Below are 15,753 nucleotides of genomic sequence, written 5' to 3'. Positions count from 1 at the left end.
CTGTTATAATTGTTACTGCTGAAGGTTTGCAGTATACATAGGAGGAATCACAGATGGACGAACATATGAAACGCCGATTGGATAAACAAAGAAAGTTGTTCAGCCAGCTTGGCATAGGACTCGACGCACTGACTATTCATGAAAAAGAATTCAGTATGAAGCTTCGTGGTTATGATCCGGAGGAAGTGGATACTTTTCTGGATAGCGTAATAAAGGATTACGAACGATTCTATGCGACTATTGCCGATCTTATGGACAAATGGCAGGAACAGCAACTGGAACTGCGTGATTTGAAGGTTGAAACCAAAGGTTTCCCAGTAATTGCTGATCCTGTACTCAAAGGTATTGATCCTAAAGATTTGGAAGAGATTATTGTGAAACTGGAGACAAATATTCGACAGCTTAAGGAGAAGCTTCCACAGAGTGAAGGCTACTTATAATCTATACAAACGGACGTTGATGGAGGTTGTGCCTTTGTTCGATAAGCAACGATGGAAACTGAAGATCCGCGGTAAAATTGCCCTTGGCTATATCATTATTCTACTAATGTTGGGTTTATATCTAGTCATTGTATCCTATCGTATATCCGACCTGGAGAAAGAAACGGTCTTCCTAAGCGAGCACGATGTGCAGGTGCATGAACTTACCTATCAAATTGAGAAGAATGTATTGGATATGGAAACAGGTCAAAGAGGTTATGCCCTCACTGACAATACGGAATACCTTACACCTTACAATGCTGGGCTTATAGAATGGCGTATAAATTATGCCAAGCTAAAAGGTCTGCTCGCTGATAACCCTGCCCAAATTCAGAATCTAGATGATATCAAGAGTAATATTGAGTTATGGGTTAGTTCAGCAGGTGAATATGTTATCGACCTTAAGCGAAATGGGCAGAATGAAGCAGTTACAGCATATTATCAAAATGATACCGGTAAACCCATTATTGATCTGATACGCTCAGAGTCTGAATATTTCCGCGATAATGAACGGAATTTAACCAATGAACGGATTATTATCCTTAAACAAGGAAACGATAAGCTGTTAACAACGATGTATCTCCTTTGGAGTGTGGTCACATTAATAGCGATACTCATCACTATCGTGATCTCCAGAAGCATTGTGAACCCTCTCCAGCGCGTAATTCTAGCGATCAATAACATTGCGAGTGGCGGTAATATGTCTGAACGGATTGAGGTCAAGACAATTGACGAAATCTATGATCTGGGTGAGGCGACAAATCGCCTTTTGGAAACGGTACAGCGAGAACAGTGGAATAACGAACAGTTAACGCTGATGTCCGTATTACTTCAGGAAACGGTTGATCTCCCTATTCTATGTCGAACCTTTTTGAACAAACTGTCCACAATACTGGAAATGCAGTACGGTGCAATATATGTACAGAATGAAGAAAAACAGTTTGAACGTATTTATACGTATGCAGGCAACGGTAAGAATAAGGATTTCCCAGTTACAAATAGTATTAGTCTGGGAGAAGGTCTTGTTGGGCAGTGTGCTATGGATAAACGCATGACAGTCATTGAGGACTTACCGGAGGATTATATCCGCATCCATTCCGGTCTAGGAAGAACTGCTCCCCGTTTTGCAGTGATCGCTCCAGTTATTTTTGAAAATAAAATCATAGCGGTCATTGAGATAGCTTCACTTACTAAATGGGCAACGTATCATTTGGACCTTCTCACTGATCTATTAAATATGTTGGGTGTTACCCTAAATTCCGTAACCACTCGAATGGAGATTCAAAAGTTATATGGAGATTCGCAGGTTATGAATGAAGAGTTGCAGGTACAATCTGAAGAGTTGCAGGTGCAATCCGAGGAGCTGCAAAGTTATACCCAGGAACTGATCATTTTGAACAAGGATCTAAATAACCAAAAAACAGAAGCGGAGATTGCAGCTATTGAGCTCGAGGAATTCAATGAGCAATTGCAGCTTAGTTCCCGTTATAAATCAGAATTTCTGGCGAACATGTCCCATGAGCTGCGTACACCACTTAATAGCATGCTTATTCTTTCACAGCTGTTGGCTGAGAATCGCAATGAGACATTGAACCAAGAAGAGCAAGGCTATGCTTCTGTGATTTATTCATCTGGCAATGATTTACTCAATATGATCAATGATATTCTGGATTTGTCCAAGGTAGAGGCTGGTAAAATGCTGGTAGAATATGATGCGGTTAATCTCACAGAGCTTTCGCCAATGTTGCAAGCCTATTTCCGACAAACTGCAGAACAAAAAAATCTGGATTTTTCAATAAATCTCGGAAATAATGTGCCTAATTTATTCTATACCGATGGAATGCGCCTGCACCAGATTCTTCGCAACTTGCTATCGAACGCTTTTAAATTTACAGAAAAGGGCAGTGTCCACGTAGAAGTTGCCAGATTGGAATCTTTCCATTCCCCCTCTTATGAATCAGAGGGGCCTGTGCTGTCTTTTTCTGTGAAGGATAGTGGTATTGGTATTTCGGAGGAGAACAATGATCTCATCTTTGAAGCCTTCCGCCAGGCTGACGGATCAACCGCGCGCAAGTTCGGTGGTACTGGACTAGGGCTGTCTATCTCACTTCAGTTGGCTAGATTGCTTGGTGGACAAATTCTGCTGCAAAGTGTGCCAGGTGAAGGCAGCAATTTTACGTTATATCTTCCATGTCGAGAAGAGGACCCTGAATATGATGCCGTAACTTCAAAGTTCCGTGTTGAGGTAGCCGTGTCCCGTGAAACTATCGAAGAGATATATAGAGATCCCACCAACAATGGCGGAACTTTTGATAAGGAATATCCGCTACTATGTGGCAAGACTGTACTCATTGTTGATGATGATACGCGGAATATATTTGCACTTAGGAAGGGCCTAGAGCCATATGATATGAATATTCTGACGGCACAGACCGGTTTTGAATGTCTGCAAATTGTGCGGGAGCAGCCTGATGTGGATATCGTATTATTAGACATTATGATGCCAAATCTGGATGGTTATGATACGTTGTCAATTATACGTGAAGAGCTTCTACTTCCGGAGATCCCCATTATAGCCATATCAGCTAAGACGATGAAGGAAGAACGTGAGAAGTGCCTGTCCGCAGGTGCAACAGACTTCATTTGTAAACCGGTAGTGATGCATGAAGTAGTATCGCGAATGTACAAATGGCTCAATCATACTAAATAGATCAGCTTGCTGCCAAACTTGACATTTGTAAAATTATCATTGACGACATAGCTGACTATGATTTATGATAGTCACATAAGTGATCAACCATAAGTTAGTGGCGTGTTACCGTAAAAGGGCATGAGCCAAGGATTGTCTTACGTAAATAAGACTATTCTTGGCTCTTTTTGATGTCTAAATCGGGACAATGAGTGGAAGGAGGGGAGAACTTGGCGCGGGAAAGCGAGCAATTTCAAGTACAACGTGTAATCGGTAACAATGTGGTCATGGTTCATGGAGGCAAAAACGGCAAGGAATATGTCATCATTGGCAAAGGCATCGGCTTTGCAGTGAAAGAATCGGGGATCATCGAAGGGGATGATGACCGGATTGAGAAGCTATTTCGTCTGGAAGACCGTGAAGAGTGGAGCCAGTATCAAATTCTGCTGGAAGATATAGATCCGAAAGTTATGAGAATTACGGATGAGATCATAGCGGATATTGCCTTTCAGTTTCCCGACAAGTTAAACGACAAAATCTATTTGGCCCTCCCAAGCCATATCCAATTTACCATTTACCGTCTGCGCAACGGCATGGACATTGTTAACCCATTTTTACAGGAAACCAAAATGACCTTTCCAAAGGAATATGAGATCGCTTACAGAGCAGCCGAAAAAATTAATGCCGAATTCCAGGTGCAAGTTCCCGAGGACGAGGTCGGATTCCTCACTTATCATGTCTACTCGGCAGTCAGCAATGTGCCAGTAGGGCAATTGGTAAAGGCTTCGAACATTGTCAGCGAGCTGATGGATGTGATACGGGACGAAGGGAATATAACCTTTGAGCACGGCAGTATGAATCATGTCCGCTTGATGATTCACTTACGTTTCTCATTGGAGAGAATTTTGCAAAAGTCATTCATTGATAATCCTTTTGTGAAGCATATTAAGAAGGAATATAAAGTGGAATACAAGCTAGCTCAGAAACTCGGAACAATTATGCGTAAGTCACTGGATGTGGACATTCCAGAAGAAGAGCTATGCTTCATGGCGATGCATTTACACCGCCTATTCCAAACTTCACGGAAACAAAAATAGCAGCTTAAGAGGAGTGGCAGTCATGTTTTCCAAATGGAAATCTAAAAAAGAAGAGAAACATACTCAGCAGGTCTTAGAAATAACAGCGCCAATCACGGGTCAGGCAGTTCCATTAGCACAAGTTCCGGACGATACCTTTGCTGGAGGTCATATGGGCAACGGAATTGCTATTCAACCAACAGAGGGAATTCTTAAGGCTCCCTTCGACGGAACGGTCGCTCACATCGTCAAATCGAGTCATGCTTTAATACTGGAGCATTCCAGCGGATTACAGCTGTTACTGCATATCGGAATTGATACGGTCAGCCTGAAAGGGAATGGATTCATCAGTCATGTAACGAGTGGTGACACTGTTAAAGCAGGACAGATACTAATTGAATTTGATCTCGAAGCTATACGTGCAGCAGGTTTAGACACGATTTCACCTATTATTGTGACTGCTACAGAGGAAACCATGCCGGAAGTAGAATGTCACTATGGTCAGGTTACAGCAGGTGAATCTGTAATTCTCAGCGTGGTTTCAAAGCAATAACAAATAGCATTACTAATAAGCAAACGAAAGGATGATATTGTTATGTTGGCTTTTCTACAAAAATTAGGCAAGTCGCTGATGCTTCCGGTCGCTACTTTGCCAGCAGCCGCTATTCTTCAAGGCTTTGGTCTCATTGACTACGAAAAGGATTTGCATCTGGGAAGCACGGTGGGAGGATTTCTGAACCAATACATTGCTCCCTTCCTCAATGCTGGTGCAGGAGCTATATTCGGCAATCTTGCCTTGATATTCGCAATTGGGGTTGCTATCGGGTTTGCGGGTGACGCTGTAGCTGCATTGTCAGCTATCATCTCATATCTGGTATTAAGCGAAATTTTGAAAATCGTGCCGCTTCAATTCTCTTTTATTAACGATGACGTTGTTCTGAACATGGGTGTACTCGGCGGGATATTTGCCGGTGCATGGGCAGCCTTCTTATATAAGAGATATCATAATATCAAGATGCCAGACTGGCTTGGATTCTTTGCCGGTAAACGTTTTGTACCTATCATAACTGCCGCTTCCATGATGGTTCTGGCAGTATTTGTAGGGATGGTCTGGAGTCCTATACAGGATGTAATTAATGATTTCGGTAACTGGGTTGTCGGACTGGGAGCCTTGGGTGCCTTCATATTCGGTACTGCTAACCGTCTGCTGATTCCAATTGGTTTGCATCACGTAATTAATACCATTGCTTGGTTCCAGATCGGTGACTTTACGAACGCAGCTGGCGATGTTGTACATGGCGATTTAACCCGCTTCTTCGCTGGAGATAAAACTGCAGGGATGTTCATGTCCGGTTTCTTCCCAATTATGATGTTCGCCCTTCCTGGTGCAGCACTTGCCTTTATTCACACAGCTAAGCCTGAAAAACGCAAAATGGTCGCTTCGATCTTTATTGGTTCGGCAATAGCTTCCTTCTTGACGGGTATTACTGAACCACTAGAATTTTCCTTTATGTTCGTTGCACCATTATTGTATCTAGTTCATGCTTTATTAACTGGGTTCTCAATGGCATTGCTGTACATTCTAGACGTTAAGCTGGGTTTTGGATTCTCTGCAGGGCTAATCGATTACCTGGTTAACCTGAAGAGTTCCACCAATGCATGGCTACTAATTCCAATTGGTCTTGCCTTCTTCGTCTTGTATTATGTGCTGTTCCGTTTTATTATCACGAAGTTCAATCTCAAAACACCAGGTCGTGAAGATGATGTAGAAGATGAGCTGGAAGAAGTTTCTGTAGGTGGAGCTAAGATATCCGCTTCCTCCAGAGCAGCCAAAATCCTCGAAAACATTGGCGGTCCTTCTAATATTCGTAATATTGATGCATGTATTACACGTCTTCGTCTAATCGTAATTGATGATAAGGCTGTCAAAGATTCCGCTCTGAAGCAACTAGGTGCTTCCGGAGTCATGAGACTTGGTCAAGGTGCAGTACAGATCGTATTTGGTCCACAATCCGAGCAGATTAAGGATGACATTAATAAATTACTATAAGAATGTTTTGAAAAATCACAATAAATTCACATTTCGTATAGAACAAGGGCCGGAATTATAAATTCCGCCCTTGTTTTTTTACGTAGACTATTGCAAAATACATAATACCGAGTATAATACTTGGTATAAACAAATTAAGGAGTCGGTGCACATGTCAGTCGATGATTATCTGGATCTCTTAAATTACGCCAAAGCAATTAACGATGGACAGTGGCAGGCTGAACTCATTGAGAGTTTAAAGAACTTTGAAGTGGCTACTGAGGAACAGAAAAGGGAAGAGAATATCAAGGAACTATGGACACGATTTGATGATATTAATCTACTACTGTTGGGGTTATTCGATAAACTGAAGGATAATGAGGAATCAGAGGAACGATATCAGTGGAGAGAGCAGATCTGGGAACTCAAGATGGAACGGATCATAATCGCAAAGGAGATTCAAGATAGATACATTAAGATAGATTCAACACGAAATTAAGGCAGCTCCTTTTATTTAATAGAAGGGCTGCCTTTTTGTATTAAGATTATAGAATTAAATCTAATATTTTATATAAATTCATCATGATTGTACTTTATCATAATGAAATAAACATATCACACGTGCTCAAAAAATCTTTTGAAAGAGGGGGAGGGAGTTCAGCTTTTTATACCAAGTTCGATCCAGTCGGTTGACCAGTTGCCGATTTCTCCTAGTATTGGTGCTAATGCGGTTCCTTTATCGGTAAGCGAATATTCAATACGAACAGGCATTTCAGGATATACTGTACGTTTGATAATTCCTTCACCTTCTAGTTCCTTTAAACGATCAGATAACACTTTACCACTCAGATTGGATAAACAATTTTCAATTTCACCAAAACGGTGCGGACCTGTCATGAGTACAAATACGATCAAGGCAACCCAACGCTTACTGAGCATATCGACCGCTTTTTCAAAGCGTGGACACATTTCAAAATCATCCATATCTATCACCTCTGCGTTCATTATATCATAAACTTACATAAAGTAATTATGAATATTTAAATATATGTTCTAACTTGACGAACTTATATTACAATGTTAAACTAACTTACAAATAGTTACTTGAATCCAGAAATTAGCTGATACAGCTTTTTCATAATATTACTACTAATAGATGAACCTAAGGATGGTGCACTCATGATTAAACCTGAGATTGTCTCAATACTGCAAAATAAAATTAAACGGATCACCATGAATGATTCCACAAATATATTAGTTGGCCCGATTACGTTACCGGTAAATCTAGACGGGGAGACCGTTACTTTTAAATGGTACAGTTGGCTTAAGGCGACAGAAGAGGATCTATTTCCGAGTGAAGCCCAAGAAGCCACAGCGGCGCTCATCTCACGCTTGTCCTCACTAAATCTTGCCGCAGGACAGCAGTCCAGCGTATTAGTGTACGGTGATTTCGAGGGCTCGGATGAAGCGTTAATTCGGATGCACAGCATATGCCATACCGGCGATATTTTTGGCAGCAAGCGTTGTGATTGTGGCTTCCAGCTGCACCAATCGATGAAAATGATCGTTGATAACGGCTCAGGCGCTTTATTCTACCTAGCGAACCATGAAGGAAGAGGCATTGGCCTATTCAGTAAAGCAATGGCTTATATTTTGCAGGAAGAAGGTTACGATACAGTAGAAGCTAATCTTGAGCTTGGCTTCGCTGATGATGTTAGAAACTATGAGGATGCGATAAGTGTACTGCAGCATTTGCGCCAGAAACCTGTAACCTTGATCACCAATAATCCGAAGAAAATGGATGCCTTGAAGACTGCAGGGATGAATACGGTGAAAAGAGTTCCACTATGGGGAGATGTTTCCTCATTTAATGAGAAGTATTTACGGACTAAGGTCGCCCGTTCAGGACATCTGGAGGTTGTTAAGGACACTGATTTTTTAGAGAATATTAAAATTGTATAAACGCTTTAGAATTTAAGTAGTAGTTCTTTTGCAAATTGTACATTATAATGGGTTACTGAACACTATTCTTAGCTTAGCGAGGTACTCTATGAATGCAATTCAAGTGCAGGACTTGCGCAAAACATTTAAAGTCCAGAAAAACCGCGAGGGCCTCAAAGGGGCCTTCGCTGATTTGTTTAAACGGGAATTCACAGAAGTCACGGCAGTAAAGGACATTTCCTTCACCATTCCACAGGGTGAGATCTGCGGGTACATCGGTGAGAACGGGGCCGGTAAATCCACAACGATCAAAATGCTCACAGGCATTCTGGTCCCGACCTCTGGAAGTCTGTCCGTGGGGGGGTATGTTCCATATTTGGAACGTGAGAAGTTTGTACGTAACATCGGCGTTGTATTTGGGCAGCGTAGCCAGCTATGGTGGGATATCGGCGTGATTGAATCGTTCCAGCTGTTACGCAAAGTGTACCGGGTGTCTGAACAGGATTTCAAGAAACGCCTGGATGAGCTAGTGGAACGGCTGGAGCTGCAGGAATTACTGAACCGCCCGGTCCGTAAACTCAGTCTCGGTCAGCGGATGCGCTGTGAGCTAGTGGCGGCGCTTTTGCACAATCCATCTATTCTGTTTCTTGACGAGCCAACGATCGGTCTGGATATTGTGGTGAAATCGGAAATTCGGCAGTTCCTTAAAGATATGAACCGCGAGCATGGCACCACGATTCTGCTGACGACACATGACCTGCAGGATATTGAGGCACTGTGTTCACGGGTTATTATGCTGGATGATGGGCGAATTATTTATGATGGCGGGCTGGAGGATCTGAAGCAGCGCTGGGGAACCGGCCGTGAGGTACTGTTTCAATTCGGCAACCCGACAAAGCTGGAACAGCTGGAGCACTGGACAACAGGTATGCCCGTGGTTTGGTCTGCTGAGAACGAACTTGGTGCCAAGGTCTGGATTCCGCTCGACCTGAATGTCTCGGATGTACTGGGACGAGTTGTAGGACAGGCTGATATTACAGATATCAAAATCATCGAGACGAATACGGACGATATTGTCCGCAGCATCTATCAATCCGGGTCCGCTGAGAAGCCGGACGAAATGGCAGCAGCTCTGAAGGATGAAAGAGAGGCTCTTCATGTCTGACAAGCTTGAAACTGCAGTGTCTTCATCGGCAGGAGGTTCGTCAGCAGGTGGGCCTCAGGAAAGTAGTCGAAGATTATTGATGGGCGCTTACCTTGATTTTATCCGCATTCGGTTTCTGACCATGCTTGCTTACCGGGTTAACTACTACTCAGGTATTTTAATCTATTCACTAAATATTGGTGTTAACTACTTTACTTGGATGGCTATATATGGAAAGGGTGAATCACTCGGGGGATTTAGTGCAACGCAGATGACATCCTATGTGGCCGTATCGTGGATGGCGCGGGCCTTTTATTTTAACAATCTGGATCGTGAGATTTCCACGGATATCCGTGATGGCAGTATCGCCATCCAGTTCATTAGACCCTACAACTATGTGCTGGTCAAAATGATGCAAGGACTCGGAGAGGGTATCTTCCGTTTCATGTTATTCATGATTCCTGGTATGGCTATTGCTATGCTCTTGTTTCCGGTGCAGTTACCAACAGAGCTCTCTGCTTGGGTGGGTTTTCTCGTGATGTTATTTTTCAGTTTTCTGATTAACTCGCAGATCAATGTCATTACAGGACTATCGGCGTTCTTCGTGGAGAATAATGAAGGCATGATGCGGATGAAACGTGTTGTTGTCGATTTGTTCTCCGGTCTGGTCGTGCCGATCAGCCTATTTCCAGGCTGGTTGTCTTCTATACTTAATTTCTTGCCGTTTCAAGCCATCACTTACCTGCCGGGCTCCGTATTTACAGGACGGGTACAAGGCGTAGGGATATGGAATGTGCTAGGTGTTCAGGTCTTCTGGTTCCTGGTGCTCTTGATTCCAATTATCTGGCTAAACCATGCGGCGCGGCAGCGTTTGTTCGTGCAGGGAGGATGAGGTAGGTTTGTATTATTTCGGATTAATCAATGAATATCTTAAGAACTACATTAAGTCCCGGCTTACTTACCGTGCCGATTTCTGGGTAGAGGTTGTATCGGATCTGCTGTTCCAGGCCACCAACTTTATATTCATTCTCGTGATCTTTATGCATACAGACAGTCTTGGCGGCTGGAATCAGAATGAAGTGGTATTCGTATATGGCTTCTTTATGGTCCCCTTTGGGATATTCAGCTGTTTCGTGAATCTGTGGGGCTTCAGCGAGCGTTATATCACCAAGGGAGAGATGGACCGAGTCCTGACTCGTCCGGCGCACAATTTATTCCAGATCCTTTTGGAAAATATAGACCCGCCCTCCCTGTTCGGCTCATTAATTGGCCTTGTGATTATGGGTATTAGCGGGGCGAATCTCGGCCTTCCCTTTGAATGGTGGACTATACCAGCGTTGATCGTACTTTCATTAAGTGCGGTGGCCATTTATACCGGTATTTATACAACGCTGACATCTCTCTCGTTCTACTCGGATGCTCCGACGGGAATTCTCCCGCTGATGTATAACATCCAGACCTATGGACGTTATCCGGTGACGATCTACAACCGGGCTATTCAGGTGCTGCTGACCTGGGTCATACCGTTTGCGTTCGTTGGCGTGTATCCGGCTGCGCTTTTTCTACAGCGTGACGAGATGAAGGGGATGGCTCTGCTGACACCTGCGGTTGGTGCGGTATTTCTAGCCATTGGCTTGCTTGCATGGAATTATGGGGTAAAACGTTATAAGGGAGCGGGCTCGTAACGATAAGCATTGCTCTTTGAATGAATAGGCAGTCTAAGAACCTAACCGTTCTTGGACTGCTTTTTTTTTCATTCTTGAACAGTGTTGGTAAAATATAATAAAACGTTATTTAGTACACCTATGAATTCAGCCAAACGTTATCCATAATGAAGGTATGTTTCTAACTATTTGCAGGAGGATATATGAAACCATATCTAATAGGTATTGATCTTGGTGGAACCAATATCAAAGCAGCGATTTTCGATGAAGAATTCAAGGCTGTACAAGAGCTGTCAATTCCAACGGAAGCTTCGGCAGGCTCAGCACATGTGCTGGCCCGTATAAGAGAAGCAGTGCATCTCCTAACGGTAAGAACGAACATTACACTAGATCTAGTCAAGGCTATGGGGATCGGTATTCCTGGTCTCTTAGATCCGGTGGCTGGAATTTCTATTTTCTCGCCAAACTTTCCCGATTGGGATTATGTGCCGATTATTGATGAAATGAAGCTTTATTATGATTTTCCTATTTATATTGATAATGATGTCCGGGTTAATCTTTATGGGGAGTGGCAGCATGGAGCGGGCAGAGGATATGCTAATTTAGTGTTGATTACATTGGGGACCGGCCTTGGCTCCGGGATGGTGAGTGACGGTAAGGTGATCTATGGCACATCATACAGCGCTGGAGAAATAGGGCATATGAACATGTACAGACACGGGCGCCCTTGTAGGTGTGGCAGTTCCGGCTGTCTGGGCAGATATGTATCTGCTATAGGGATGGTTAACACACTTAAAGAGAAGCTGGCCGAGGGCAGAAGCAGTATTATACAGAAATGGACGGAGTCGCAGAACGATCGAATTACCGCGCTAATGATTTCGGAAGCTTATGATCGAGACGATGCCTTGTCGATCGAGGTAATGCGTGAGACCGGGGAAATGTTGGGGTTTGGTTTGGCGAACGTTATAAATATGTTCAACCCTGAACGGATCATTGTTGGTGGAGGGATGGCAGCGGCAGGAGATCGGCTGCTTAACACCGTTCGGGATACTGTGCAGCAGCATGCACTGAAGCTATCTAGCAGCAAGTGCAGCATTGTTCAGGCAGAGCTAGGCAGTCAGGCGGGAACACTGGGTGCTGCTTCTTATGCGTGGAAGAAGATGGATGTGAAGTCAAATGTATAGTTGTCGAGTGCTGTTGGACGAAAGTGGCCTTATTGGGGTTATGCCAATCTCTATAATCTGGAGGCAGGTGAACAGTGCTGGTTAGGAAACGTGATCGTTTCTCCAGATTACAGGGGCCAGGACGCTGCACTATTTTTGATTCGGAACATGATCACTGCTGCCAGGCACTAATTAAATGTTAATGAGCTGCACTTAGTCTGCCAGAGTTGTAATACCAGAGCTCTGCTTTTTTATGCTAATTTGGGCTTTTGACCCTATGATATTGTGAAAAGAACTACACCGATGGTTCAATGATCGCTGGCATGTTGATGAAACTCGGTTTATACAATTGACGGAATCTCCCAGCAGTTTGAGACCAAACTAGGCATTTGTACATATGCTGGTGAAGTGAATCAAATTGGTAGCGGGAGGTTCTTGGTATGTACTGGGTTAATCCATATTGGAAAAGAGTTATGTTTACGCCCGTTTGGTCGGTATCACTGGCAGAAGCCCTTAATTTAATCAAAGAAGCGGTTCAAGGAGAACGAAATGACGAGTTATTCTATGATGAACTTATCAAATTAGCTCCAACCCCTGAACAAGCATCGATTATCACATCAATACGCGATGATGAACGAGGTCATAATCAAATGTTCCGTGGAATCTATAGGGAGATCACCGGTCAGGAAATCACGGGCATAAGCAATGAACAATATCAACGTGTTGAATCGTATACGGAAGGATTGCAGCGGGCGTTGCTAGGTGAATTGTCGGCCGTTGAGAAATACCGGAAGATATGGTTTGGACTACCGGTGGGAATTTATCGTGATACTGTTTATGGAATTATTTTAGATGAGTTGAAACATGCCAGCAAATACAATTATTTATTTACCTTGAATCAGCACAAAAATTAAATCAAAGATCAGGCTCATGAGAATTGTACTCCTGCACTTGTCACATGATATGCTATACAAGATGAAACGGCTTTGCCATCCTTTATATGGACGGCAACCGTTTCTTCGAGAAATATAAGGATAAGTTATCGTGTGAACAAATAAATTTATATATTTCAAATAAAAGTGCGGGAGGTTAAAAATGAAACGGGATATTCAAAATGTACCCTATGGCTACGAACCACCAGCTGAACAGCGTAAAGGGACTTTAATATTTTATGATTCTTTTGAGCGTACAACGGACTTCGAGTTGGCGGTTGCAGCCAAGACGGCAGCAGACCGCAGGTTCACGAAGTTTGTATTGTATCCACTGCATGAGGAAACCGTGCGCCGGATGACAAGGGAGCCTGTACAGTCTTTTTATAAAAGAGAAGAGCGGCTGCATGAATGGAAACGGGATCAGGGCCAATCTTTCATTACGGTGGAAAATCTGGAAGGGAAACGAAAAAAATATACGCCACTCGATTCTGCACTGCGTCATATTACCGATGTATATCCTTCTCCATATTTTCTCTATGTGACCCCCGAGATGGCCAACCAGTTCGCAGCCTTTTCCTCCTTTGAGGAGTGGATTGTGAAGTTGCGCTTAATACTCTCAGCCGCTCCTGCCAATATCCACCCTCGGTTAGAAAAGTTTAGACATCGCTGGGATGTTGTTGGGGAAGAGTGAGCTTGCAGTCACTCTTTTGATAATATCTTGACCGATCGTTCAAGATATTATATAGTGATACTTAGTAGCAGAAGGAGTTGTGAAGAATGGCTCGACATAAGGAATTTGATCAAGAGAAAGCGCTCGAGAGTGCGCTGGATTTGTTCTGGACGAAAGGGTATGAACGGACTTCAATACAGGATTTGTGTACGGAGCTGGGCATCCATAGAGGCAGCCTGTATGACACCTTTGGGGATAAGTATGCGCTATTCGTGGCTTGTCTAGACCGTTTTCAGCATAATTCACAAGAAAAATACTATTCAATACTAACCGAAGAGGGAGCCACTAAAGAGCTGTTGGAGCGTTTCTTCGGCAAAGTGATTGATAGCTCCATGAACAATGATACGAAACGAAGAGGTTGCTTTATGACCAATGCCGCGATGGAGGTTGCTGCAACCGATCCTGTGGTTTCGGGCAGAGTAGAGGCGTATGCGATTCATGTGGAATCATTATTTTACCAATTCCTGCTACGCGCCCAGAAGAATGGCGATGTTAAGGGGAAACACAATTTGCGTGAATTGGCCCGTTTTTTAGCGAATACGAAGCAAGGGCTGCATGTAATGGGGAAGACTGCCCATGACCGCAGTGTATTAGAAGATGTCTGTAAAGTCGCGCTATCAGTCGTAGTTTAATTTTTTTGGTCTTTTCTTGAACGGTCATTCAAATATAAATCAACATTATTATGGAGTGGGAGCTGAGTTATATGAAAAGAATATTATGGGTGATGCTGATGATGGCTTTTGGGGCTACTTTTACTTCACCGTTGTTTCCTTTGTATCAAGAGCATTTTCATTTGACAAGCCTGGAGATTACCCTCTTATTTGCGGCTTATGCGGTCTGCCTGCTGCCTTCACTACTCATTGTCGGTTCTAAAGGTAAATCCTGGGGCCTCAGAAAAGTACTAATTTCGAGTGTTCTGCTTTCACTGGTCGCTACTCTGCTCTTCATGTCTGCGAATCAGGCCTGGATGCTTTATGCTGGGAGGATGCTGGAGGGGATTGCTTATGGTGCCTTTACAGGCGCTTCAGCGGCTTTTCTATTCCTGAAGAGCCCTGAGGAAAAAAAGGGAATCGCCTTAACATTATTGGGAGTTACAATCTTGGTCGGTTTTGGACTAGGACCGGCGATTAGTGGATTAATGATCCAATATGCAGGTTATCAACCCCTTCGCCTGCCCTTTGTTCTGCTCAGTGTGCTGTTGATTAGTGCGCTGATTGCACTGTTCACACTACCTGAGGATTCTTCTGCAAAAGAGGGGATAGCTTCACCTAAGATTACTCTCGGTATTCCCAAGGAGATATCCCCGCATTTCTGGTCATTTATCGGCTTGTCTATCTTTATGGTCTTTACACTTAACGGCATTGTGCTATCCTTAATTCCTTCATTCACAAAGAATGTGATTCATAGCTCCAATCTGTCCGTCTCAGGTCTGCTTATTCTGCTACTGCTGGGAGGCGGGGCCATCGCCCAAATGGTCCGCATCCCTCGTAACGATATGACAAGGATTCGTATGGGGCTGATCATGCTATTGACCGGGTCCTGCTTTACGGTGATGTCCGGAGAAACCGGCAGGCTATCACTGCTGTGGCTCGGTATCTTTATAGAAGCAATAGGTGGAGGTTGGACCTTTCAGGTTAGTCTACGGCTAGCGGGTATTCTACCGAAACCCAATGAACGTGCACAAGTCATCTCCACCTATTATTTATTGGCCTACTGTGGCTTTATTGTTCCTATTATAGGTGTTGGGGGATTGACCTTAATCTTTAGCTTAAACACAGCCCTTATTGTTCTAGACTCGTTGGCAGCCATAATGATCGTCTACATTATCGTTTACTCTAAGCGATTCGAGATCTATTATGCGGATCATAAGAGTAAGCTACTCCAGTCCTCGCGATCATAAGGCTTT

General features: G+C 43.5%; 17 protein-coding genes. 16 read left to right on the top strand and 1 reads right to left on the bottom strand.

Annotated features, from left to right (window positions below):
* Positions 1 to 53: 53 nt before the first annotated feature.
* The 6 genes from GJB61_RS19545 (at position 54) to GJB61_RS19520 (ending at position 6,772) form a co-directional block, all read left to right on the top strand.
* Positions 54 to 440, top strand: a complete 387-nt coding sequence (locus GJB61_RS19545) for a DivIVA domain-containing protein (protein ID WP_154120691.1) — start codon at positions 54 to 56, stop codon at positions 438 to 440.
* Positions 424 to 3,189, top strand: a complete 2,766-nt coding sequence (locus tag GJB61_RS19540; RefSeq protein WP_154120690.1) for a CHASE3 domain-containing protein — start codon at positions 424 to 426, stop codon at positions 3,187 to 3,189. The genes GJB61_RS19545 and GJB61_RS19540 overlap by 17 nt, the downstream gene beginning before the upstream one ends.
* A gap of 209 nt (positions 3,190 to 3,398) precedes the next feature.
* The gene (locus tag GJB61_RS19535) at positions 3,399 to 4,265 is read left to right on the top strand and encodes a PRD domain-containing protein (protein WP_229522022.1); all 867 of its coding nucleotides are present in this window, start codon (positions 3,399 to 3,401) and stop codon (positions 4,263 to 4,265) included.
* A 22-nt stretch (positions 4,266 to 4,287) separates the two neighbouring features.
* A complete protein-coding gene (locus GJB61_RS19530; protein WP_154120689.1) occupies positions 4,288 to 4,797 on the top strand; it encodes a PTS sugar transporter subunit IIA in 510 nt (169 codons plus the stop codon).
* Positions 4,798 to 4,839: 42 nt separating this feature from the next.
* Positions 4,840 to 6,294 (top strand): N-acetylglucosamine-specific PTS transporter subunit IIBC, encoded by a 1,455-nt coding sequence (gene nagE, locus GJB61_RS19525; protein WP_154120688.1) that lies wholly within the window; start codon positions 4,840 to 4,842, stop codon positions 6,292 to 6,294.
* 151 nt (positions 6,295 to 6,445) lie between these two features.
* The gene (locus GJB61_RS19520) at positions 6,446 to 6,772 is read left to right on the top strand and encodes a hypothetical protein (protein WP_154120687.1); all 327 of its coding nucleotides are present in this window, start codon (positions 6,446 to 6,448) and stop codon (positions 6,770 to 6,772) included.
* Positions 6,773 to 6,930: 158 nt separating this feature from the next.
* On the opposite strand, the gene GJB61_RS19515 is transcribed toward GJB61_RS19520, so the two are convergent.
* On the bottom strand, positions 6,931 to 7,257 hold the full coding sequence (locus GJB61_RS19515; RefSeq protein WP_154120686.1) for a winged helix-turn-helix transcriptional regulator: 327 nt from the start codon (positions 7,255 to 7,257) through the stop codon (positions 6,931 to 6,933).
* A 195-nt stretch (positions 7,258 to 7,452) separates the two neighbouring features.
* Between GJB61_RS19515 and GJB61_RS19510 the strand changes: the two genes are divergently transcribed.
* The 10 genes from GJB61_RS19510 (at position 7,453) to GJB61_RS19470 (ending at position 15,747) form a co-directional block, all read left to right on the top strand.
* Positions 7,453 to 8,235: a GTP cyclohydrolase II gene (locus tag GJB61_RS19510; RefSeq protein WP_154120685.1), complete on the top strand. Its 783-nt coding sequence runs from the start codon at positions 7,453 to 7,455 to the stop codon at positions 8,233 to 8,235.
* 88 nt (positions 8,236 to 8,323) lie between these two features.
* Positions 8,324 to 9,379: an ABC transporter ATP-binding protein gene (locus tag GJB61_RS19505; protein ID WP_154120684.1), complete on the top strand. Its 1,056-nt coding sequence runs from the start codon at positions 8,324 to 8,326 to the stop codon at positions 9,377 to 9,379.
* Between the two features lie 79 nt (positions 9,380 to 9,458).
* Complete coding sequence (locus GJB61_RS19500) at positions 9,459 to 10,250, top strand: ABC transporter permease (protein ID WP_420819760.1); 792 nt, start codon at positions 9,459 to 9,461, stop codon at positions 10,248 to 10,250.
* Positions 10,251 to 10,257: 7 nt separating this feature from the next.
* Positions 10,258 to 11,043, top strand: coding sequence for an ABC transporter permease (locus tag GJB61_RS19495; RefSeq protein ID WP_154120683.1), 786 nt, complete (start codon positions 10,258 to 10,260; stop codon positions 11,041 to 11,043).
* A gap of 182 nt (positions 11,044 to 11,225) precedes the next feature.
* Positions 11,226 to 12,206, top strand: a complete 981-nt coding sequence (locus tag GJB61_RS19490; RefSeq protein WP_154120682.1) for an ROK family protein — start codon at positions 11,226 to 11,228, stop codon at positions 12,204 to 12,206.
* Positions 12,207 to 12,377 carry an N-acetyltransferase gene (locus tag GJB61_RS31280; RefSeq protein WP_195724399.1) on the top strand — a complete coding sequence of 57 codons (171 nt, stop codon included), beginning with the start codon at positions 12,207 to 12,209 and terminating at the stop codon, positions 12,375 to 12,377.
* 248 nt (positions 12,378 to 12,625) lie between these two features.
* Positions 12,626 to 13,099 carry a ferritin-like domain-containing protein gene (locus GJB61_RS19485; protein ID WP_154120681.1) on the top strand — a complete coding sequence of 158 codons (474 nt, stop codon included), beginning with the start codon at positions 12,626 to 12,628 and terminating at the stop codon, positions 13,097 to 13,099.
* Between the two features lie 181 nt (positions 13,100 to 13,280).
* Positions 13,281 to 13,808, top strand: a complete 528-nt coding sequence (locus tag GJB61_RS19480; protein ID WP_154120680.1) for a hypothetical protein — start codon at positions 13,281 to 13,283, stop codon at positions 13,806 to 13,808.
* Positions 13,809 to 13,894: 86 nt separating this feature from the next.
* Positions 13,895 to 14,479: a TetR/AcrR family transcriptional regulator gene (locus GJB61_RS19475; RefSeq protein WP_154120679.1), complete on the top strand. Its 585-nt coding sequence runs from the start codon at positions 13,895 to 13,897 to the stop codon at positions 14,477 to 14,479.
* A gap of 71 nt (positions 14,480 to 14,550) precedes the next feature.
* Positions 14,551 to 15,747, top strand: coding sequence for an MFS transporter (locus GJB61_RS19470; protein ID WP_154120678.1), 1,197 nt, complete (start codon positions 14,551 to 14,553; stop codon positions 15,745 to 15,747).
* Positions 15,748 to 15,753 lie beyond the last annotated feature (6 nt).

The organism is Paenibacillus monticola, assembly GCF_009664975.1.
Taxonomy (GTDB): domain Bacteria; phylum Bacillota; class Bacilli; order Paenibacillales; family Paenibacillaceae; genus Paenibacillus_AQ; species Paenibacillus_AQ monticola.
This window is presented reverse-complemented; position numbering and strand designations above follow the sequence as displayed.